Here is a 20229-nt window from a genome sequence, read left to right as displayed (position 1 = left end):
TTGAACCACGGAGACTACGGTAGCTGGCTGCTTGCAATCGTTAAACACGGTTCCGCGTCTCAGGCGTGTCCGAACTGCGGATTAGGGTGTTGCTGTGACAAATGTCTTCGATCGGCTGACCGGGCAAGAGGCCATCGCCGACGATCTGCGGGCGGCCGCACGGGCGGCGCGTGTACTCGCGGCGAGGCTCGACTCGGGGACCTCGAACAACCTGTTCCTGCCCGACGACGAGATCCCGGCCGTGGACGCGGGGTGGACGCGGGCATCGATGACCCACTCGTGGTTGTTCACCGGACCGCCGGGTAGCGGTCGTTCGGTGGCCGCGCAGTGCTTCGCCGCGGCTCTCCAGTGTCAATCGCCCGACGCCGCGAACATCGGCTGCGGCGAGTGTCGCGCCTGCGTCACCGTGATGGCCAAGACTCACGCCGACGTCCGTCATGTGGTGCCGGAGGGGCTGAGTCTCGCGGTGGGCGCCATGCGCGACATCGTCCAGGCAGCCGCTCGCCGGCCGGGGACCGGACGCTGGCAGATCGTCATCGTCGAGGATGCCGACCGGCTCACCGAGCAGGCCGCGAACGCTCTCCTGAAGGTCGTCGAGGAGCCGCCGTCGCGGACGGTGTTCCTGCTGTGCGCGCCGTCGGTGGATCCGGAGGACATCTCGGTGACCCTGAGGTCGCGCTGCCGGCACGTCGCACTTGTCACGCCGACGACCGCCGACATCGAGCGAGTCCTCGTCGAGCGCGACGGCCTCGACCCGGAGCAGGCGCGGTGGGCGGCGTCGGTGTGCGGCGGCCACATCGGTCGTGCGCGCCGGCTCGCGACGGACCCGGAGGCCCGAAGACAACGCGAGAACGCGCTCGGGCTGGCTCGTGCCGCTGCCCGGGATTCGACCGCGTACGCCGCCGCCGAAGAACTCGTGCGGTCGGCCGACGAGGCCGCGAAGGCGATCAGTGCCGAACTCGACGTCGCCGAGACCGAGGAGATGAAGACCGCACTCGGCGCGGGCGGTACCGGCAAGGGCACCGCACGCATGCCGCGCGGTAGCGCCGGTGCGCTCAAGGAGCTGGAGAAGCGACAGAAGTCGCGGGCCACCCGGGTCGGACGCGACGTCCTCGATCGTGCTCTGGTCGACCTCGCCGCGCTGTTCCGTGACGCGCTCGTGGTCGCGGTGGGAGCTCAGGTCACCGCGATGCATCCGGACAGGGCCGACGACCTCGCCAACCCGCTCGCGGGCTATGCCAGGCCCGAGCAGCTGCTGCAGTGCGTCGAGGCGGTGCTCGCGTGCCGGGAGGCCCTCGACATGAACGTGAAGCCGAAGTTCGCCGTCGACGACATGGTCGCGCGGATCGGGCTCGCACTCGCGCGGCCGGTCAGAACGTAGGAAGTCTGTCCTATTGGTAACTCGTGTGTTACCAATAGGAGGTGGACGATTTCGAGGCGATTGCCGACCCGGTGCGTCGAGCGCTGATCGAGCGGCTCGCTCGCGGGCCGGCGCGCGTCGTCGATCTTGCCGCCGACCACCCGATCAGTCGACCGGCGATCTCGCGGCACCTGCGCGTCCTGGGCGAATCGGGCGTGACGACGGCCATCGACCACGGGCGGGAGCGGCACTACGAACTCGCACCCGGCGCGCTTGCCTCGGTTCGGGCGTGGCTCGACGCTGTGGGCTCCGAAGTCGTGGGCACGGACGCCGTGGACTCCGAAGTCGTCGAGCCGAGATTCGACAGTCGGCATCTCGATGCGCTCGACCTCGAGGTACGACGCACCGTACGCGAACGCGGCCAACCCGATGCCCACACCGAATCTCTCGATTCCACTCCTGCACAGACTGATTCGATCAGACGACGACACAAGGAGACAGGATGACCGCCGACGTCACGGCCACCGGCCGTCGCGAGATCCGGGCAGGTGTGCCGCACCTGATACTCGAGCGCAGGTTCGCCGCGCCGGTCGACGCCGTATGGGCCGCGATCACCGAACCATCCCGGTTGGAACGCTGGATAGGAACATGGACGGGCGATCCCGCCGACGGAGTCGTCGATTTTCGGATGACGGCCGAAGGCGAGGATGTGGAGCCCGAGCGGTTCTCGATCCTGGAGTGCGATCCGCCGCGCCGGCTCGTCGTCGAGTCGAAGTCGCCCGGGACCGACGGGACCGACGACGTGTGGCGGCTGGAACTGGATCTCGCCGAGACCGATGGGACGACCACTCTGACCTTCGCGCAGGGGCTGCCGCGGCCGGATTCGGCCGAGAACGTCGGTCCCGGGTGGGAGTACTACCTGGACCGGTTGGCTGTCGCCGAGGCCGGTCGCAGCGTCGTCGAGGTCGACTGGGACGCCTACTACCCGGCCCTCGCGTCCTCGTACGAGGCCATGTTCCGGGACTGATCGGATCTCGCCCGGACTCGATCTCCGAAGGTGGCGCGGGTCGCGACCTATCATGAGGTCACGGTCGCGAGCGCGAACGCCGACGATGAGCGAGGAGCAGGCGATGTCGGACTTCATCCGCAAGATCAAGGAAGATGCCAAGGCCGTCTCGGCCGCCATCGATCAGGAACTGACGGTGCTCGAAGGTGTCCCGGGTTACGACCCCCTCGCCGACAACAAGGATGCCGAAGCGTCCGACGAGGCCGCTGAGGACTCGGAACAGGTCGAGGGCGAGGCCCGGTAGGGATCTGAGAGACAAACGGCCGCCGGATGGAAGTCCATCCGGCGGCCGTTCTGGTTCACGCGGGTGGGCTCGTGTCCGAGCTCACAGCGGAGTGTTCACTTCTGGACGAACGCCAACAGCGCCTCGTTCACCTCGGCGGCATGGGTCCAGAGCAGGCCATGGGGGGCGTCGGGGACCTCGACGTAGTCGGCATCCGGGACAGCCTGGTGGAAGCGGCGTCCGGTGGCGTCGATCGGCAGGATGTTGTCGGCGGTGCCGTGCAGGATCAGCGTCGGCTTACCCGAGTCGCGAACTGCGGCAACGTCTTCGCGGAAGTCTTCGATCCAGGTGGGGACGACCGCGTAGGCGGCGACCGGCGCACTGCCGACGGCGGTGTTCCAGTTCGCGTCGACGACCTCCTGGGTGATGCGGCTGCCGAGGTTGTCGTCGAGGTTGTAGAAGTCCTTGTAGAACTGCGTGTACCAGGCGTACCGATTGTCCTTGGCGGCCGCGGCGATGCCGTCGAAGACGGAACGGTCGACGCCTTCGGGGTTGTCGTCGGTCTTGACCAGGAACGGCTCGAGCGACGCCAGGAACGCGAACTTCGCGATGCGGTCCGTCCCGTGGTTCTTGGCGTAGCGGGCGAGTTCGCCGGTGCCCATGGAGAATCCGACGAGAATGACGTCGCGGAGGTCGAGCGTCTCCAGGACGCTGTTGAGGTCCGCGGCGAAGGTGTCGTAGTGGTAGCCGGTGCCGACCTTGCTGGACTTGCCGAATCCGCGACGGTCGTAGGTGATCACCCGGTAGCCGGCGTCGATGAGTTCGCGTGCCTGGAGCTCCCAGCTGTTGCCGTCGAGTGGGTAGCCGTGGATCAGTACGACGGCCTGACCGGTTCCGTGGTCCTCGTAGTACAGCTCGATGTCGGTGGAGTTCTCGGTGCCGACGGTGATGTAGCCCATGTGCGATCACTTCTCTCTGATGAGGCGACCCGATCGGGATCGGTATCGGTTACGGCGCTCGGGAGAACGATCGTTCTCGCCGGTGATTGCTACAGTAGAGAACGATCGTTCCCCGCGCAACCCCTACGCGAGGTCGAGTCGATGAGGAGATGGCGATGACCGACGCACCGGACCCGCGGGACCAGGTGGTCCGTGCCGCCGACCAGTTGTTCAACGCGCATGGTGTCCATGCCGTCGGAATGGACAAGGTCCGAGACGCCGCTGGGGTGTCGCTGAAGAAGATCTACTCGATGTTCCCGTCGAAGGAAGCGCTGATCCTCGCAGTGCTCGACGCCCGGACCGAACAGTGGAACGCAGGGATCGCCGCGTGCGCGGACGGACTGTCGACGCCGCGGGAGAAGCTGCTCGCCGTATTCGACTTCCTCCTGGAGTGGTTCGGCACCGACGAATTCCGCGGATGCGCGTTCATCAACACCTTCGGCGAACTCGGGGCCGAGATGCCGTCGGTCGCCGCGGCGGTCCGTGCTCAGAAGGCCGACTTCCAGCGGTATGTCGCCGGGCTGGTCGCGGAATTGGGGGCACCCGACAGCCTCGGCGCACAACTCTCCATCCTCGCCGAAGGCGCTCAGACCACGGCCGCCATCGCGGGTTCCGTTCGGGCCGCCGACGATGCGCGTGCCGCCGCCGAGGTCTTGATCGATCAAGCGCTCAGATGATGTGACACCTGGGCAGGCCGCGAGCCCCCGTCGACTGTGCGTCGTTCCTCGTCGACTGTGCGTCAAATCCCGTTGACTGTGCGTCGTTCGTCAGTGCGAGATCGCACGCGGTCGTTCATGACCGCCAGCCCGAGGGGAAAATCGCTCGCGCCGGACCGTGATCGGTGCGACCCTGCGACGGTGATCGACTCAGACGCCTCCATCACCGACACCTTCATCGCGAACGGCTTCATCAAGATCGAGCGTCCGGATCTGCGACTCGCGGCCGACCGTGCGCGCACCGGCCTGTGGGCGCAACTGGGACTACCTGCGGCGGATCCCGAGAGCTGGAGCGAACCGGTGCGCTGGGCGTCGGACATGGTGGGCGCGGGACCGTTCGCGGCGCTTGCGAACAGCCCGGAGCTGGCCGAGACGCTCGATGCGATCTGCGGTGTCGGCGGCTGGACGCCGCGGGGAGCCTTGGGCAACATCCCGGTCCGGTTTCCGTTGCCGCCCACCGTCGACGACCGTGGCTGGCACATTGACGCCAACACGCCGAATGACGACGGATCGTGGGTGGTGAGCCGACGGTCCCACACCGTGCTGGTGCTGACCCTGCTCTCCGAGGTCGGACCGGCCGACGCGCCGACCCGCATCCGGGTGGGGTCGCATCACGACGCCGTGCACGTGCTCGATGACCGAGGGCAGAGCCCATTCGACGTCGGTCCGCCCCTCGAGGAGGCGAGTCGGAACCGTCCCATCGCTTATGCGACCGGAAGTCCCGGCGATGTCTATGTCGTCCATCCGTTCACCGTGCATGCGGCCGACGAACATCGAGGTGTGACTCCGCGGTTCATGGCTCAGGGCCCGGTGATGCTCACGTCGCCGCTGTCGCGGGACTCGGCCGCACCGCTCGCGTGCGTGTTCGGCTGAAGTGTTGACCCGAATGACAAACTAGGCGATGGAGTCCGACGACTCGCTGCCGGAACCGTCACTTTCGGAGCGGTCACCCGATTCGACGTCGTCAGAATCAGAACTCTGATCGCCGGGTGGATCGCTGGACTCCGAGTCGCCGGAGTCCCCGGGTTCGCTGACGTCACTCTCGGCGCCCGAAACTGATCCGGTGTCGTCTCCGCGCTCCGTCGGTGTGTCCGTGTCGCTGCGGGCTTCGGTGTCCGGCAGGGTCTCTCGATCCACTTGCCGTGGTTCCGCGGAGTCACGAGCTGTCTCGGCATCGGTTTCCGCGTCGGACGTGGTGTCCCCGCTGCCGGTGTCGCGAGTGTCGGTGTTCGGCTCGATGGGCCGGCCGCGCGGCGGTTCGGCGTTGACCGGCTCGCCGCGGGTGTCGTCGTCGGATCGTGGCGTTTCGACGGGCCGTTCGGTTCTCGGGGGAACTTCGCCTCGGCCGAGCGACCTCAGGAGCGCCGACACGAGCGGAATGGTCTCCAGCCACGCCCGAATGCTACACGGCCCCCGCGGATCCGACACCAGGACGATGACCGGCCCGTCAGGATTCGGCGGGCCGGCCAGCTCGGTCCCGCCCTCGGGTACGCCCGAGCCGCCGGAGCTCTGGGCATCGCCGGTGTAGACGACGAACGGGCTGTTCGCGTCCAGTCCGGCGATGACGGTCATCACCGCCAGGTTCTGTTGCACCGCACGTTCTTTGGTGTCGTCGTCGAACTCCGTCGACAGCACGGCCCGAGTGCGAGGACCGCTGGCGATGATGGGGCCGACCGACTGCGGGTAGTCGATGACCAGCGTCCTGGCCGTACCGGTGAAAGGGACGTTGTGCGTTGCAGGGGAGGCGGGATCGCCGTTTGCCGGCGCGGCGAGGAACGGTGCCCGGCCGACGACATCGGGCGACGGCGGGATCGGCTCGTGCCGTTCGATACTCGACTGAGCTGCCACCTGGACGGTGTGGGGCGCGGCGAGTGCCTGGACCAGGGTGGTCACGTTGATCGACGCCACCGCGGTAGGGATCACTGTGCACACCGACACCGCGCCGAGGGTGAGGGAGGCAGTGAATCTCGAGGGTCGTCGAAGACGACCGACGCCGTCGTTGCCGACCGCGCAGTGTGTGCCGCGCCGATGTGATGCCACCCCTGGGCCCCCTCTTTGTCGATCAGATAGTAGACGACGCACGGGTGGCTTGGTGTCGTCTGAATGACGCAAATCGGGACATCTGTTCGATCGACCGGCGGTGCGCCGTTCGTCGGGTGTTCCGCGGCCGTCGTGGGACGGTGCCGAGGCCGAAATGGAGCCGCCCAGGGGAATCGAACCCCTGACCTATTCATTACGAGTGAATTGCTCTACCGACTGAGCTAGGGCGGCGTGCTACGCGAGGCAGCGCAGACGAGTCTAGCGAGGGTCGGGGAACGAACAAAACCCGGGTCGTCGAAGCACTCGGGCCTCGGGTCAGCCCGGGAAGTCGGAACCACACACGATCGGCACCGTGCGTTGCGGGTCGAGCGCGTTGCGGACCAGCGCCCCGACGGTCGGGGAGTAGGCCATCCCGACATGCCCGATCCGCGAGGTCGGGCACACGTCCTGGACCAGCGTGTTGGTGATGTTGGGGCCGGGTGGCATCAGCGTCACCGGGTATGGGGTCGAGATCTCGTCGAATCGCGTCGCCAGGTTGACGTACGAGATCGAGGGGTGCCTGGGACCCCAGTAGCTCTGACCCGGAGCTCGCGCGGGAAGACGGTCGGTGATCGATCCGACACGTGAGTAGCCGCGATTCGACGCCGACAGGCCGACGATGGTGCCGACCTGCACGGCCCGGCCGGGCAGCTGGGTGACGAGCTGGGCGATCGCCCCGCCCTGGCTGTGACCCACGAGATCGACCTTCGATGCGCCGGTGGCGGTCAGGACCCGCCCGACGAAGGCCGAGACTGCACGGGCGGACTGCTCCTTGTTGCCCAGGCCACCCGTATCGCCGCTCCAACTGGTTCGACCGTACGTGAGGCTGAAGACGCAATAGCCGGCGTTCGCGAGCGTCGGGGCCAAGTACGCCCAGTTCGCACTCTGGTTCATCGCGGTGGCGTGCAGCAACACCACGGGATTGCGGTCGTCGCGGCAGTCGAAGCGGTTGGCGCCGGCGGGTGACTCTGACGCCGGGCTGAGGTACCGGGTGGCGATGGCGGTCGCGGCATCGGTGGTGACCGGGAACGGAGCGGCGTGGGCGGTGCCCGAGGCGAGGCTCAGGGTCATTGCCGCCACCGCGGTCAGCGCCGACGTGGCTCCAGCTCGGATGCGGTTCATGGGGAGAATTGTCGCCGAGTAGAGGGCGCTGCACGCCGTTTCGGCGTCTACTCGACATCCCGCCGACGGAATTCGACGCCACGCGGCGACAGTTCGTAACCGACGACGAGGCTGTCGGTCAGTCCGAGCTTCTTGAGCTTCGTGATGTCTTGCTTCAATCCCGTTCTGTCCCGGCCGAGTTCGGCAGCGAGATCGGTGGACACCACACCCGGACGACGCGCAACGAGGTCGAGTAATTCGCGCGTCCACGGTCCGCGCTTGGACCGCGCGTCCATCCGGTCGAGGCGTGTCCGTATCTCGGCCACATCGTCGTCGGACAGGTCGTCATCGGCGCGCAGGGCGATCCGCGGGTCCTCGCCGATGCACTGCAGGCCGATGCGGTAGGTCGGGTTGTGAACGTTGACGCAGAGGGCGGCCCGGACTTCGTCGGCGTCGTCGTATCCCGCACGACGCGCTTCGTCGAGCGTGATCTGTTCGGGGTCGACGCGCTGCATGGACGTCACCTCGATCACGTGCGTCAACGCGATGAAGCTCGAGCCCGGATGTATACGTGGATCGCCCCACCGCCGGAACGCGAGATCGACCGTTCCGTCGGCGATCCCGCGAGCGACTGCGGCCGTGAGAAGCACACTCGCGACCCTAGCCACGTCGCCCTCGACGTGCACGAATGACGGTCTACGACTCGCGTGTCACCTCTGTGGACGACAGCTGAGACGTCGCTGAGAGCTGTTGTAGGGTGACCCGAGGTCAGCGACGGCACTGCCGACGTATTCGGGGGACCCCCTGCGTCGTGTCGTCGTCTGCCACAACTTGACGACGACATGATCACCGGCCGGGGGGAGGGATCTTTGGTGCCGCCGCGCGTTCCCGCTCTGTGGTTTGCCGACGTCCCGCCGTGGCCCGCCGTCGAATCGACCCCCGCCGCCGATCTGGCCGCTCACCTGGCCCGACACCGTTCCGTAGGCCCAGCTCAGGTCCCTCCGCAGTCCGCTGCTGTTGCGGTTCTCGAACGCCCGGTCCCGGCGATCGGGCGGTCGGAACGGCCGATCGTCGAAGTGTCGGAAGCCGTGACGCCACGTCCCTCTTCTGAGCTCGACGCGTTCCTGGCCGAGGCCGAGAAGTTGGTGCGGGCCAAGCGGAAGGGCCGATCGAGCACACGGGGAGAGAAGCGTCCGCGAGTCGGATCACCACTACGAATCGCAGGTGCGGCAGCAGTCATTCTTGTGATTGTGGCCACAGTTCTCGGTGTCGTCCTGGCTCGCGGCGACGGACCCGAGTCGACGACGGCGTCGACGCCGAGCACGGACGTGACGTCCGCGGGGCAGACGCCGGCCACGTCGGCGGTTGCACGGGAGCCAGCATGTACGCAGCGGCCGGTCGGATCGGGGACGACCGTGTCCGACGGAGACGACGCCGGCAATCAGGAGTCGGGTGCCGGAGCGATCCGTGCCTTCAACCACGCCTATTACGCCCTGCGGTCGGCGAGGGCGGCACGCGCTGTCGCAGCGCCGGGAGCAGTGGCCTCCGAGTACGTGATGCAGCAGTACATCAACCAGCGACCGCTGGGGACCAAGCACTGCCTGACCGTCTCCGACCGCGGACCCGGCGAGTACTCGGTGGTGCTCACCGAGCTGCAGCCCGACGCGGCACCCATCACCTACCGCCAGGTCATTCGTACGACGACCACCGGCGGCAAGTCCTACATCCAATCCATCCGGTCCGTCGAATGAGTTCCCGCCCAGCCTGTTCGGGCGCCTAGAGAGGTAGAAGCGAAATGAGTCATGGTCGGGGTCGGCATCGGAAGCGTCGGGTGCCGAGTGGTCCGTTGTTGTCGGTGACGTCGGCGGTTGTCGCGGTGTCGATCACTGCGGGTGCCGGTGCGGCGTTTGCGGTGCCGGAGCAGGGGGGAACCAGTCCGGGCGATACCGCTCCGGGTCAGGGTGGCACAAGTCCTGGTGATGTGTCCCCGGGTGGTGGTGGCGGTGCTGAGGCGACTGTCGAGCCGGTGGTGGTTCCCGGTCCGGGTAGCATTCCTGGTCCGCCGGTGGAGGCGCCGTATCAGGCGTACACCGCGCCGGGGTCGTATTCGTATGACGAGCCCTACACCCCGCTGATCAACAATCGGGTGGCACCGCGGGTTGCGCCGCCGGTTCGGCCGATCGCGCCGCCGCCGGAGAAGATCCGTGTGGGCAACTTCGTCACCGACATCCCTGAGGGCATGTCGAAGCGTGATGTGAACTCGATCAATGCGTGGTCGGCTTATGGCGAGGCGAAGATCGCGCAGGGTCTGATCTCTGCCGGTGTTCCCGAGGACGAGGCGACTCGTCGTGCTGCTGCGACGATCATCGGTGTGATGGCCGGCGGTACCGCCGGTGCTGTCGCGCTTGGTATTCCGTCGGCGGTTGTGGGCGCAGGGGTTGGCGCGATTACTGGTGTCGTAATTGGATCTTTACCCGTGCCTCCTTTCCTCGGAACTCAGGGTCTCGCGGGCGCGGCGATCGGTGCGGGAGTCGGTGCGGCGGGCGCGGGCGCGGCGGGTGCTGCGCTAGGTGCTGTAGCCGGGGGAACTATAGGCGGGCTTCTGGCTTACTCGCTTGGTGCCGGTGACCCTGGTGCGAATCCGGATGAGCCGTGGCGTCAGAACGGACCACGCCATGCACTGCCCGAGGCTGATGGGCCGAATCAATTCGAATTCCATTTGACATCAGAGCAGGCGCGACGCTCGGGTCTACCTGCTGTCGACTATGTGGTCAATCACCGTGGCGACGTAGACGCGAAGGTTGGGACCTCCACCTTCGGCTGGTCAGGTGTTCAAGCCCGATCGCCCTACGCCGTATTAGGTCCACACGTCGAGAAATCGGTCCGTGATTGGACGCGAGGACAGGCAGAGAGTTTGAGGACCGCGATTCCGGGCAGCGACATCGCCTGGCCCTCGGAAGATGCCGGCGCAGATGCAGCCGAACGCTAACGAGAGTGAGTTGAGTTTTGATGCCAAAACGACTGGTGGTTGTGCTGGCCACGATTGCCGCCGTGCTCACCGGATTGATCACTGGATCGGGTGAAGGCGCCGCAGCACCCGAACTGCAGAGAATCTCGATCAATGGTGACCGATTTGCGACAGTGGGAAATCACTCATTCTGCAATGGCGAACTCCGCGTTAGTCTCACTGCGGCTCCGAGGAAACCCGGCTTCGTCCGGGTCGGGCTTACATCGTATGGGTTTAGCGGGCAGGGTCCGAGCTGGAAGCGTAATCCGGTGTGCAAACTGTTGATCGGCGCGGTGCACACCAGCGCGATCGGTTACGCGCAATGGAGCTTCTTCAACGCGGATTTCGGTCCGAAACGTGGGCAGAAGGTGGTTCGCGACATCAGGACGGGATCCGGTGTGGTCGAACTTCAGTTGTCGTCGTACGCACGCAACAATCCGATCCGTCTACGGCAATCACTCGGTCTGTCGTATTACATGCTGGTGCCATAGCTCCGCCGTTGGGTCTCGTGATCTGACCTGGTACCAGGACCGTACCGCTCAATTGGAGCAGCGGCGCCAACTGTGTAGCCGCCTTCCCCTATTGCGAGGATGACACGTATGAAGAGAGCAGTTCTGTGCTCGGGGGCCATTGTCCTCGCACTTGCCAGCGCCTTGTCGGACGTAGGACAGGCGTCTGCTGCGCCGATGCGGAACTTCAGTACAAACGGCACGACATTCGGTACGTTCGGTAACCATTCCTTCTGTCGCGGTGCCATTACATACAGTGTCGACGCCGTGGCTAAGAAACGTGGCGTTGTCAAGGTCACCGCGACTTCACACGGGTTCTCGGGCCAGGGTCCGTCATGGAACCGGAATCCGCACTGTCGCATTCTGTTTCGCTCGGCCGTCACGAGCGTTCAAGGACTCGATGTAGAGAAGTGGACGGCTGGTTCCTTTGGGCCGAAACCGGGGCAGAAGCAGACGTGGCACGTTGTGACCGGCTCCGGCCCTGCCTGGATGGGCATCACTACATATGCCGTCAACAGCCCCGTTCGCATCCTGCAGTCTCCTGCGGGTCCATCCTTCTTCATGATGGTGCCTTAAATGCCGACCCCTCGCACCCTAGGATCTGAAATGAAAAAACTCGTTGTATTGTTCACCGCGTTTGCTTTGGCGGCAGTCGCCGGCCTCATCGGAGGCGGTCAGGCCGCGGCCGCGCCTTTGCAACAGTGGCGAACCACTGGCGACACGTTTGAGACCTTCGGCGATCATTCGTTCTGTCGAGGCGCTGTGACGCTGCATATCGACGCGCCCCCGAAGAAGCGTGGAGTGGTACGCGTGACTGCTACTTCGCGTGGGTTCACGGGTAACGGCCCCACCTGGAACCGGACACCCCGTTGTCGCGTACTCTTCCTCACCGCTTATACAAGCATTCGTGGGCTCAGTCTCGAGAAGTGGACTACCGGTTCGTTCGGCAGAAAGGCCGGAGAGAAGAAGGTTTGGGAAGTGCCTACGGGTTCTGGTATCGCTTCGATCTATGTCTCCACCTACTCCGCCAACAGCCCTGTTCGACTGCATCAGGGTCTCGGAGCTGGCGGCTATTACCTGGTTCCGTGAGAGCAGATATGAAGCGGCTCGCGAGCCGACTAGGAGGTCGTGAGTGAAAAAGCTCATCATGACGGCGGTTGCGCTGACCATCGTCGCTATGGCGAGTATTATTGGCGCGGGCCAGGCGACTGCCGCGCCGATCCCGAACATTGCGCTCTATGGCAACAATCTGGGGACAATGGGAGACCACTCCCTCTGCCGCGGAACCTTGAACGTCACTGTCAAAACGCCGCAGAACAAGCCGGGTGTCGTGCGGGTGACTGCGCGGTCCAACGGATTTGGTGGTGACGGCACCAGCTGGAAACGGAATCCGAACTGCCGCTTGCTGTTTCAGACGACTTATACGAGCCTCCGGGGTTACGCCCTACACAAGTGGGTGCCCGCGACGTTCGGCCCCCGCCCCGGATTGAAGAAGGTATGGGATGTCCCGACCGGGTCGGGGCCGGCGACCATCGGGATCACGACCTACGCCATCAACAACCCAGTTCGGACACCGACCGGTGGACTCGTCGGGTTTCACATGCTCGTTCCCTAACTCCATATGACCAACCCGACCACACCACGCGACAGCGACCCGCAGGCCTGGGCCGAGCGGGCCGTCGTCGTGTGTGGGACAGCGGGAGGCGTTGGCACGTCGGTTGTTTCGGCCCTACTCGCGGAGCATCGGGCGGCGTCGACGCTCGGGCTTCTCTCGTGGTGGGTGGACGCGTCGGGGAACGACTGCGACATCGAGCTGCGGCTCCGCGGATCGGGTAACCCCGAACTGTTGCGCACGGCGTCGGGCACGGGTCTGTGGCTTCCGCCCGAGGAGGCGACGGTGACCGACGCTGTCGTCGAGACGTGGCGGCAGGGTGCGGTGCCCGTCGTCGACGCCGGCGCGCATCCGCTCACGTTGCTGCCGGAACTCGCCGAAGACGACCTCCCGAACCTCACTCCGGTACTCGTCATCGCGGCGCGACCCGACCTACTGAACCGCGCCCGGGTCGTCTTCACCGAATGGGACCGGGCAGGGGTGCTGGAGAAGACGATCGTCGTCATCTCCGCGCAACTACCGGCCACCCATCAGGACGGCCTCGCCGACATGCTGGTCAATGTGGTGTCCGGTTCGGTCGGCGGTGTTATCGGCCTCGACTACGACCCCGTGATCGGCGCCGGCACCGCCCTCGACCAGGACGCGCGCCGCGGTTGCCTACCTGCGACGCACGAGGCCATCGCGACACTCGCCGCAGCGACCACAAACAGGCGCTGACCGCCCCCTTTCGCAATCCCGAGGAAGCGGGCAGCATGGGGCGGTATGACCGGGTCCACTCGCACACCGCTCACCACCGCCGAGGCCGCCGAGATGGTGGCCGACCCCTGGCGTGTCATCGCCGACAGACTCGCAGCCGCCTACAACACCGGGTCGATGGTGCGAGGTGGTGAGTTCGTCGCCAAGATCATCGATGCCGCCGAGGAAGCGAATCATCACCCGGACATCGATCTTCGGTACGGGACAGTGCATCTCGTGCTCACCACACACAGTGCACACCAGTTGACCGAAGCCGATGTGGCGCTTGCGAACCGGATCACCGGCATCGCCGCCGACCTCGGCCTCGAACCGGTGTCCGCGCCGGTGACCCAGTTCAACCTGGCCATCGACGCCCTCGACATCCCAGCCATCAGGCCGTTCTGGAAAGCGGTCCTGGGCTATGGAGACGCCGCCGAGCGCGAGCCCGTCGACCTCGTCGATCCCGCCGGCCGCCTACCCAGCGTCTGGTTCCAGCAGATGGACGAACCGCGCCCGCAACGCAGCCGCATGCACGTCGACCTGTGGATCCCGACCGACGAGTTGCACGAGCGTCTGCAGGCCGCGATCACCGCCGGCGGTCAGCTCCTCACGGACCAGTACGCCCCGGCCTTCTGGGTGCTCGCCGATGCCGAGGGCAACGAGGTGTGCCTGTGCACCTGGCAGGACCAGAACTACTGAGCCGAGCGAGCCGTCAGGAACCGATCGACCTCGACTCGACTGCCAGACTTCGATCGAGGTCTGCCAGACTTCGATCGAGGTCTGCCGGTCGGAGCTGAGCGACTAGAAGCAGTGCCCCTCGGCGCGGGCCACGTCGGCGACAGCGGCCGCAACGGCCGGGGCGACCCGGTCGTCGAGCGGGCTGGGGACGATGCGGTCGGCGCGCAGGTCGTCGGCGGCGACCGAGAAAATAGCCTCGGCCGCAGCGATTTTCATGCCTTCACTGATGCGGCGCGCGCCGGCGTCGAGGGCGCCCTTGAAGACACCGGGGAACGCGAGCACGTTGTTGATCTGGTTCGGAAAATCGCTGCGGCCGGTCGCGACGATCGCGGCGTACTTGGCAGCGGCCTCCGGATGGATCTCCGGATCGGGGTTCGAGAGGGCGAAGACGATCGAGTCGTCGTTCATCGAGGCGATGAGCTCTTCGGGGATCAGACCCGCGGAGACGCCGATGAACACGTCGGCACCGGCGAGTGCCTCGACCGCGCCGCCGGTCAGTCCACGCGGATTGGTGCGCGACGCCAATTCGGTCTTCGACTCGTTCAGTCCGTCACGCCCCTCGGACACGATGCCCTTGGAGTCAAGCACGACGACGTCGGAGATTCCCACTGCCAGAAGGATGTTCGCGCACGCGACGCCCGCGGCGCCGGCGCCCGAGATCACGACCTTCAGGCCGGCGAGGTCGCGGCCGAGGTGGGTCGTCGCACCCTTGAGGGCGGCGAGGACGACGATTGCGGTGCCGTGCTGGTCGTCGTGCATGACCGGGCAGTCGAGGGCCTCGATGACACGACGCTCGATCTCGAAGCAACGAGGCGCGGAGATGTCCTCGAGGTTCACCGCGCCGAAGCTCGGACGCAGCCGGATGAGGGTTTCGACGATCTCGTCGGGATCCTGGGTGTCGAGGACGATCGGGATAGAGTTCAGTCCGGCGAAGCTGCGGAACAGCGCCGACTTGCCCTCCATGACGGGCAGCGAGGCGCGGGGACCGATGTCGCCGAGACCCAGCACCGCTGACCCGTCGCTCACCACGGCCACCAGACGATCGGTCCAGGTGTATTTGTTCACCAGCGTGGCGTCGGTGTCGATCGCACGCGACACCTGGGCGACGCCCGGGGTGTAGGCGATCGACAGGTCGCGCTGCGTGTCGATGGGTGCGCGCAGCTCCACCGAGAGCTTGCCGCCGACGTGCGCCAAGAAGATCTCTTCGTCGGTGATGGGGTGATCGGCGATCGTGGGTTCGGTGTAGGGGGTCTCGCCCATACGTGTGTCCTCCGTGCTCGTCACGGGTCCTCCTGGAATGCCGCGAAATATGCGGGTTGCATCGTCTCGCCGGCCACGCTGCCCGCGAGCTAGAAGTGATCCGCATCGACGCGAGCGGGTGGGCTCAGCGGACGCGGGCCGGGCGCGTGTGAGCGAGGTGACGCTCGTTACGGCCGGATTAAGTGTCTCACCGTCTGAGATCGGAACGGAAGGTGGGTCGGCCCAGGTGAAACGCTCAATGATCGTTGGTAAGGTACAACTTGTGTCTATGTCGCATGCGTCCGGCGAATCCGCTGCTGAGCGGGTATATGCCGAGGTCAAAGAGCGAATTCTCACAAACGAGATCGCCGGCGGTGAGCTGATCAGCGAGGGTGAGATCGCCGCGAGGTGCTCGGTGAGCCGCACTCCGGTACGGGAGGCTTTCCTCCGTCTGGAGACGGAAGGGTGGATGCGTCTCTACCCGAAGCGGGGGGCGCTGGTGGTTCCGATCGGTGACCGGGAGACGCGCGACGTCATCGACGCACGCCTGCTCCTCGAGCGTCACGCGGTGAGGTCGGTCGTGGCGCGTCCCGGTGCGGTGGCCGACCTCGTGGGCCGACTGCGCGACAATCTCGACGCGCATCGTCGTGCCGACCCCGCTGACGTCCAGCAGTTCTCGCGGATCGACGCCGAGTTCCATCAGCTGATCGCCGCGGCCGGCGACAATCCGTTGCTGTCGGACTTCTACTCGACGTTGGGGGAGCGACATCGCCGGATGACGACGGCTTCGGTTCACCGGGACGCGAACGTCGCGGCACGGATCCTCGACGACCACTGCGCGCTACTCGGCGCCGTCGAGGCCGCCGACGCCGAGCGTTTCGGTGAGTTGCTCGCCGGGCATCTCGCAGCGGTGCACGACCTTCCAGGTCGCGATCTGCCGGGAGCGTCCGCATGACCGCCGACCGCTCGCGCTTCGGGTGGCCCGCCGTCGCGCTGGCCGTGTTCGCCACCGCCTGGGGAGGCAACGAGTTCACGCCGCTGCTCGTCATGTACCGGCAGATCACCGACATGTCGCCGGTGGTCGTCGATGCCCTGCTGTTCGCCTACGTCCTGGGCATCGTGCCCGCCCTGCTGATCGGCGGTCCGTTGTCGGACCGGTTGGGTCGGCGACCGCTCATGCTGCCCGCTCCGCTGTTCGCGGCCGTCGGTTCGGGGTTACTGGCCGCGGGCTCGGAGTCCGTCGCGCTCCTCACTGCCGGTCGAGTGTGCAGCGGCATCGCGCTGGGTCTGTCGATGGCCGTCGGCGGTAGCTGGATCAAGGAACTGTCCGACCGCGACGGAGCCCGTGCCGGTACCGGCGCGGGTCGGGCGGCCATGAGTCTGACCGCCGGTTTCGGCGTCGGCGCAGGTGTCGCCGGGGTGTTGGCGCAGTGGGGCCCCTGGCCGCATGTGCTCCCGTACCTGGTCAACATCGTGGTCGCGGTGATCGCGGCGAATCTTGTTGTGCTGGTTCCGGAAACGCGTCCCAGGCAGGCTTCGCCGGGTCGCCTGCGTGACGATCTGCGCATCCCGTCCGCGACTCATCGTCGTTTCGTGTTCGTCGTGGTCCCGCTCGCGCCCTGGGTCTTCGGTGCCGCGGCGTCGGGTTATGCGATCGTCCCCGCCCTCATGTCCGGGCGTACCGCGGGGGCGCCGATCGCCTTTGCCGGCCTGTGCTGTGTTCTCGGCCTGTCCGCCGGTTTCGGCATCCAGTCGTTGGGTCGGCGGATCGACCGGCCGGGAAGTCTCCGCGGAGTCGTCGTCGCCCTGGTGGTGCTCGTGGCCGGGATGGTTCTCGCAGCGGTGGCCGCCCACGTGCTGACCGTCTGGGTCGCGCTCTTGGCGTCGACACTGCTCGGCTGTGGCTATGGCATGGCGATGATCGCCGGTCTTCTCGAGGTGCAGCGCATCGCCGGGCCCGACGACCTCGCCGGCCTCACGGCGGTCTACTACGGCGTGACCTATTTGGGCTTCGCCGTGCCTGCGGTGCTGGCCTGGATCTCGGAGACGTGGGCGGCGATCACGTATCCGGTGATGTTCGGGTTCGGCGCCGTGGCCGCCGTGGTGTCGCTGGCGGTGACCCTCGTCGGGCATCGACGCCACGGGCCGGAACTCACGCACGACCCGCACGCCCCGCTCGCGTCGACCGCAGACACCGGAGCCGTCCGGGCACGGTGACACGGCGGCTCTGCCCGACCACCCGGTAACCTGCTGGGAGTTTGGTCAGGCACCGCAGGCAGTGGCCGCGGGTGCGACGGGGAGTGTGCAGCGGGTGAGTGTGGAAAGGCGCGGGCGATGATGCTTGGGGCATGGGTCGTCGTGGTGACGGCGCTCGTGCTGATCCTGCCGGGTGCGCTTGTCGGCAGGCGGATGAACCTTCCGTGGCCGGTCGCCCTCGCTGCCGGCCCGCCCATCACTTTTGCCCTGGTCTCGATTCTGACGGTGCTGTACTCGATCGTCGGCTTCGAATGGAATGCGGTGTCGGCGCTGGTGGGCCTGGTCTTCGCGGTCGGCGGCGCCTGGATCTATTCGGCTCTGCTGCTCACGCGCTGGGGTAGACGTCTGGCGCCAACGCCTGAGGACACCGGCGAACCCCGCGTCGGCCGCACTGCGATGGTTAGGGCCGCAGCTGGACTCGGGCTCGGCGGCATCGTCATCGCCGTCACCTGTATCCGACCGATCGTCAACACCGCCTTCGCGGGTCTCGGCAACATCTCGCAGGTGTGGGACTCGTTGTGGCACGCGAGTTCTCTGCGCTGGATACACGAGACCGGAATCGGTTCGGCCATGCGCATGGGCGAGCTGATGAACTACGACACCCAGGGCTTCAACTACTACCCGAACACCTGGCACGCGCTGGGGGCTCTGCTGTTTCCCCTGACCGGCGCCGACCCGGTGGAGCTCTACAACACGTATTCGCCTGCGGTACTGGCAATCACCGTGCCGCTCGGCGTCGCATCGCTGGCGTACTGGTTCGCGCGGCACCGCTACGATGTCGACTCGGCCGCATTGATCGCGGGCACCGCGGGAGCGCTGAGCGCGCTGTTCCCGTCGCTGCCGTACGTCGAGATCCAGCTGACCTCCGTGCCCAACGCCGTGGGCGTGAGCCTGGCGCCGGTGGCCGCCGTACTCGTGATGAGCGTCGTGTCGGACAGGTCGCGCGTGCTGCCGGCCGCGCTGGCAGTCGCCGGTGTGACCGCCACCCACCCTTCCGGCCTCATCGTCATCGGCGTGATCGTCGGCCTCTGGTGGCTGTGCGAGGGTCTGTGGCGTCCGGTTGCCGGCCGCCTGCGTGATCTCGCGGCCCTCGCGGTCACGGCCGTGTTGACGCTGATCCTCATCGCCCCGGTGGTGCTGGGCACCATCCGGGTCGCCGACACCAATGAACTCCCGTTCTTCGACTTCCGCGAGGACACGATCGGCGTCCTCGACGGATTGGTCAAGGGTGCGTTCAACGGCACCATCCCGCTCGAACTCGACCACTTCCCGGTCTGGCCGCTGATCGCCGTCACCCTGTTCGGTCTGATCGCGCTGATCTGGTTGCGCTGCTGGGCCGGCCTCGTCGCCTGGTTCGTGTTCGCCCTGGTCACCGCCAACGCCATGGTGTCGCTGGGTCCGCTGTCGAACCCACTCGGCGTGATCGGCGGCTACTTCTACAACTCGCCCCATCGCCTGACGTTCGTCGTCGCGATCATCTCGGCGGCCGCGGCGGGTGCCGCGGTCGGTGCTCTCGCGCTGGGTGTGGCAGGCCTCGTCCGACGCCGTTCGGGATCGGACCAGACCGACGGTCAGGAACCGAGCGAGGCGACGCCCGGGAAGGCGCGCTGGGTGGTGGCCGCGACGTACGTGGTGCTGCTGGCGCTGATCGGCGGCGCCGCAGTCGTCCGTTATCCGCCGAACGCGCAGATCGCGTCGAAGGAGCGGGGCGGCAAGTACGTCGGACCCGACGACCTCGCCGCCTACGCTTGGCTGGCCGCGCAACCCGACGCCCAGGACGTACTCGTCCTGAACAACCTCGACCAGGGCACCGGTTGGCTGTACCCGGTCACCGGCGTCACACCGATGTTCCCGTTCTATCGCGCCAACGAGTTCTCCGAGCGGCAGCGCGACCTGTTCTGGGGCGTGTCGGAGATCGGCGCCGACCCGGCGATCGATCAGATCGTGCGAGACATGAACGTGCACTACGTGATCGACTCGCCCCCGAGCTATTGGGAGTTCCAGCGCGGCATGCCCGACCCGGCGCGCGGACATCAGGGCGACCCGTTCCTGTCGCTGCGGCAGAACGGTGCACCCGGATTGACCGAGGTGTTCCGCCGCGGCGACGCGGTGATCTACCGCGTGAACGACCTGGTCTACCCGCCGCCCGCCCCCTGATCCGAGAGAACTGCATAGCCTCAGGGAGCGGAAAGAACACTCGTGAGTGTCCGAAATCCATGCTCCCTGAGGTGCGAGGAGCGCAAGCGACCACCGTTGTGCTCCCTGAGGTGCGAGGAGCACAAGCGACCACCGTTCTGCTCCCTGAGGTGCGAGGAGCGCAAGCGACGAGCCACGAAGGGTCTAGCAACCTATTTCACCAAGACCCTTCGAGGCTCGCTTCGCTCGCACCTCAGGGAGCAAGAGGTCGCGCCTCGCACCTCAGGGAGCAAGTGGTCGCGCCTCGCACCTCAGGAGCAAGAGGTCGCGCCTCGCACCTCAGGGAGCAAGAGGTCGCGCCTCGCACCTCAGTATCTGCGGCCTGGCGGCTGTCGTGGACCACGAAAGAACACTCGTGAGTGTCCGAAATCCATGCTCCCTGAGGTGCGAGCGA

Annotated in this window: 21 protein-coding genes and 1 tRNA gene; 16 read left to right on the top strand and 6 right to left on the bottom strand. The window is 66.5% G+C overall.

Translation table 11 applies throughout. The annotated features are described in order from the left end of the window. Positions 1-94: 94 nt before the first annotated feature. From ACFW3F_RS08025 to ACFW3F_RS08010, 4 genes are all read left to right on the top strand, one after another. Positions 95-1381, top strand: coding sequence for a DNA polymerase III subunit delta' (locus ACFW3F_RS08025; RefSeq protein WP_388056042.1), 1287 nt, complete (start codon positions 95-97; stop codon positions 1379-1381). A gap of 41 nt (positions 1382-1422) precedes the next feature. After that, positions 1423-1866: an ArsR/SmtB family transcription factor gene (locus ACFW3F_RS08020; protein WP_388056040.1), complete on the top strand. Its 444-nt coding sequence runs from the start codon at positions 1423-1425 to the stop codon at positions 1864-1866. Continuing rightward, a complete protein-coding gene (locus tag ACFW3F_RS08015) occupies positions 1863-2387 on the top strand; it encodes an SRPBCC family protein (protein ID WP_388056038.1) in 525 nt (174 codons plus the stop codon). The genes ACFW3F_RS08020 and ACFW3F_RS08015 overlap by 4 nt, the downstream gene beginning before the upstream one ends. A gap of 103 nt (positions 2388-2490) precedes the next feature. Then, a complete protein-coding gene (locus ACFW3F_RS08010; RefSeq protein ID WP_388056036.1) occupies positions 2491-2670 on the top strand; it encodes a hypothetical protein in 180 nt (59 codons plus the stop codon). A gap of 95 nt (positions 2671-2765) precedes the next feature. Here the strand turns inward: ACFW3F_RS08010 and ACFW3F_RS08005 are convergent, their stop codons facing one another. Next, positions 2766-3608: an alpha/beta fold hydrolase gene (locus ACFW3F_RS08005; RefSeq protein WP_388056034.1), complete on the bottom strand. Its 843-nt coding sequence runs from the start codon at positions 3606-3608 to the stop codon at positions 2766-2768. 155 nt (positions 3609-3763) lie between these two features. On the opposite strand from ACFW3F_RS08005, the gene ACFW3F_RS08000 reads away from it, so the two are divergent. Together ACFW3F_RS08000 and ACFW3F_RS07995 are read left to right on the top strand one after the other, a co-directional pair. After that, entirely contained in the window at positions 3764-4324 is a 561-nt protein-coding gene (locus ACFW3F_RS08000; protein ID WP_388056032.1) for a TetR/AcrR family transcriptional regulator, read from the top strand. A 117-nt stretch (positions 4325-4441) separates the two neighbouring features. Beyond that, positions 4442-5236 carry a phytanoyl-CoA dioxygenase family protein gene (locus tag ACFW3F_RS07995; protein ID WP_388056030.1) on the top strand — a complete coding sequence of 265 codons (795 nt, stop codon included), beginning with the start codon at positions 4442-4444 and terminating at the stop codon, positions 5234-5236. A 21-nt stretch (positions 5237-5257) separates the two neighbouring features. On the opposite strand, the gene ACFW3F_RS07990 is transcribed toward ACFW3F_RS07995, so the two are convergent. The 4 genes from ACFW3F_RS07990 to ACFW3F_RS07975 form a co-directional block, all read right to left on the bottom strand. Then, on the bottom strand, positions 5258-6301 hold the full coding sequence (locus ACFW3F_RS07990) for a hypothetical protein (protein ID WP_388056028.1): 1044 nt from the start codon (positions 6299-6301) through the stop codon (positions 5258-5260). 257 nt (positions 6302-6558) lie between these two features. Beyond that, a tRNA-Thr gene (locus tag ACFW3F_RS07985) sits at positions 6559-6634 on the bottom strand. An 84-nt stretch (positions 6635-6718) separates the two neighbouring features. Beyond that, entirely contained in the window at positions 6719-7564 is an 846-nt protein-coding gene (locus ACFW3F_RS07980) for an esterase/lipase family protein (protein WP_388056026.1), read from the bottom strand. A 47-nt stretch (positions 7565-7611) separates the two neighbouring features. After that, positions 7612-8193 carry a hypothetical protein gene (locus ACFW3F_RS07975; protein WP_388056024.1) on the bottom strand — a complete coding sequence of 194 codons (582 nt, stop codon included), beginning with the start codon at positions 8191-8193 and terminating at the stop codon, positions 7612-7614. A 600-nt stretch (positions 8194-8793) separates the two neighbouring features. Between ACFW3F_RS07975 and ACFW3F_RS07970 the strand changes: the two genes are divergently transcribed. The 7 genes from ACFW3F_RS07970 to ACFW3F_RS07940 all read left to right on the top strand — a co-directional run bounded on the left by ACFW3F_RS07970 (position 8794) and on the right by ACFW3F_RS07940 (position 14105). Then, a complete protein-coding gene (locus ACFW3F_RS07970) occupies positions 8794-9294 on the top strand; it encodes a hypothetical protein (protein WP_388056022.1) in 501 nt (166 codons plus the stop codon). A gap of 44 nt (positions 9295-9338) precedes the next feature. Beyond that, positions 9339-10532 carry a hypothetical protein gene (locus ACFW3F_RS07965; RefSeq protein WP_388056020.1) on the top strand — a complete coding sequence of 398 codons (1194 nt, stop codon included), beginning with the start codon at positions 9339-9341 and terminating at the stop codon, positions 10530-10532. Positions 10533-10552: 20 nt separating this feature from the next. Further along, a complete protein-coding gene (locus ACFW3F_RS07960) occupies positions 10553-11041 on the top strand; it encodes an enoyl-CoA hydratase (protein ID WP_388056018.1) in 489 nt (162 codons plus the stop codon). A 624-nt stretch (positions 11042-11665) separates the two neighbouring features. Then, positions 11666-12148: an enoyl-CoA hydratase gene (locus ACFW3F_RS07955; protein WP_388056016.1), complete on the top strand. Its 483-nt coding sequence runs from the start codon at positions 11666-11668 to the stop codon at positions 12146-12148. A 58-nt stretch (positions 12149-12206) separates the two neighbouring features. Then, a complete protein-coding gene (locus ACFW3F_RS07950) occupies positions 12207-12674 on the top strand; it encodes an enoyl-CoA hydratase (protein ID WP_388056313.1) in 468 nt (155 codons plus the stop codon). Positions 12675-12680: 6 nt separating this feature from the next. Continuing rightward, on the top strand, positions 12681-13388 hold the full coding sequence (locus tag ACFW3F_RS07945) for a hypothetical protein (protein ID WP_388056014.1): 708 nt from the start codon (positions 12681-12683) through the stop codon (positions 13386-13388). 45 nt (positions 13389-13433) lie between these two features. Then, positions 13434-14105, top strand: coding sequence for a VOC family protein (locus ACFW3F_RS07940; RefSeq protein ID WP_388056012.1), 672 nt, complete (start codon positions 13434-13436; stop codon positions 14103-14105). 102 nt (positions 14106-14207) lie between these two features. Here the strand turns inward: ACFW3F_RS07940 and ACFW3F_RS07935 are convergent, their stop codons facing one another. Further along, positions 14208-15404 carry an NADP-dependent malic enzyme gene (locus ACFW3F_RS07935; protein WP_388056311.1) on the bottom strand — a complete coding sequence of 399 codons (1197 nt, stop codon included), beginning with the start codon at positions 15402-15404 and terminating at the stop codon, positions 14208-14210. A 268-nt stretch (positions 15405-15672) separates the two neighbouring features. On the opposite strand from ACFW3F_RS07935, the gene ACFW3F_RS07930 reads away from it, so the two are divergent. The 3 genes from ACFW3F_RS07930 to ACFW3F_RS07920 all read left to right on the top strand — a co-directional run bounded on the left by ACFW3F_RS07930 (position 15673) and on the right by ACFW3F_RS07920 (position 19796). Next, positions 15673-16338: a GntR family transcriptional regulator gene (locus ACFW3F_RS07930; RefSeq protein ID WP_388056010.1), complete on the top strand. Its 666-nt coding sequence runs from the start codon at positions 15673-15675 to the stop codon at positions 16336-16338. After that, positions 16335-17600: an MFS transporter gene (locus ACFW3F_RS07925; RefSeq protein WP_388056008.1), complete on the top strand. Its 1266-nt coding sequence runs from the start codon at positions 16335-16337 to the stop codon at positions 17598-17600. The genes ACFW3F_RS07930 and ACFW3F_RS07925 overlap by 4 nt, the downstream gene beginning before the upstream one ends. Positions 17601-17717: 117 nt before the next feature. After that, positions 17718-19796, top strand: coding sequence for a DUF6541 family protein (locus ACFW3F_RS07920; protein ID WP_388056006.1), 2079 nt, complete (start codon positions 17718-17720; stop codon positions 19794-19796). The last annotated feature ends 433 nt before the right edge of the window (positions 19797-20229 follow it).

Source organism: Gordonia sp. NPDC058843 (assembly GCF_042743165.1).
Taxonomy (GTDB): domain Bacteria; phylum Actinomycetota; class Actinomycetes; order Mycobacteriales; family Mycobacteriaceae; genus Gordonia.
The sequence above is the reverse complement of the archived record's forward strand: the minus strand, read 5'-3'. Positions and strand labels throughout refer to the sequence as shown.

Excerpts from the sequence above, each read along its gene's own strand:
- ACFW3F_RS07980 (WP_388056026.1), bottom strand. The coding sequence starts at position 7,564 with ATGAACCGCATCCGAGCTGGAGCCACGTCGGCGCTGACCGCGGTGGCG.
- ACFW3F_RS07930 (WP_388056010.1), top strand. The coding sequence starts at position 15,673 with ATGTCGCATGCGTCCGGCGAATCCGCTGCTGAGCGGGTATATGCCGAG.
- ACFW3F_RS07955 (WP_388056016.1), top strand. The coding sequence starts at position 11,666 with ATGAAAAAACTCGTTGTATTGTTCACCGCGTTTGCTTTGGCGGCAGTC.
- ACFW3F_RS07920 (WP_388056006.1), top strand. The coding sequence starts at position 17,718 with ATGATGCTTGGGGCATGGGTCGTCGTGGTGACGGCGCTCGTGCTGATC.
- ACFW3F_RS07940 (WP_388056012.1), top strand. The coding sequence starts at position 13,434 with ATGACCGGGTCCACTCGCACACCGCTCACCACCGCCGAGGCCGCCGAG.
- ACFW3F_RS07965 (WP_388056020.1), top strand. The coding sequence starts at position 9,339 with ATGAGTCATGGTCGGGGTCGGCATCGGAAGCGTCGGGTGCCGAGTGGT.
- ACFW3F_RS08005 (WP_388056034.1), bottom strand. The coding sequence starts at position 3,608 with ATGGGCTACATCACCGTCGGCACCGAGAACTCCACCGACATCGAGCTG.
- ACFW3F_RS07935 (WP_388056311.1), bottom strand. The coding sequence starts at position 15,404 with ATGGGCGAGACCCCCTACACCGAACCCACGATCGCCGATCACCCCATC.
- ACFW3F_RS07945 (WP_388056014.1), top strand. The coding sequence starts at position 12,681 with ATGACCAACCCGACCACACCACGCGACAGCGACCCGCAGGCCTGGGCC.
- ACFW3F_RS07950 (WP_388056313.1), top strand. The coding sequence starts at position 12,207 with ATGACGGCGGTTGCGCTGACCATCGTCGCTATGGCGAGTATTATTGGC.
- ACFW3F_RS07925 (WP_388056008.1), top strand. The coding sequence starts at position 16,335 with ATGACCGCCGACCGCTCGCGCTTCGGGTGGCCCGCCGTCGCGCTGGCC.
- ACFW3F_RS08000 (WP_388056032.1), top strand. The coding sequence starts at position 3,764 with ATGACCGACGCACCGGACCCGCGGGACCAGGTGGTCCGTGCCGCCGAC.
- ACFW3F_RS07960 (WP_388056018.1), top strand. The coding sequence starts at position 10,553 with ATGCCAAAACGACTGGTGGTTGTGCTGGCCACGATTGCCGCCGTGCTC.
- ACFW3F_RS08015 (WP_388056038.1), top strand. The coding sequence starts at position 1,863 with ATGACCGCCGACGTCACGGCCACCGGCCGTCGCGAGATCCGGGCAGGT.
- ACFW3F_RS07995 (WP_388056030.1), top strand. The coding sequence starts at position 4,442 with ATGACCGCCAGCCCGAGGGGAAAATCGCTCGCGCCGGACCGTGATCGG.
- ACFW3F_RS08010 (WP_388056036.1), top strand. The coding sequence starts at position 2,491 with ATGTCGGACTTCATCCGCAAGATCAAGGAAGATGCCAAGGCCGTCTCG.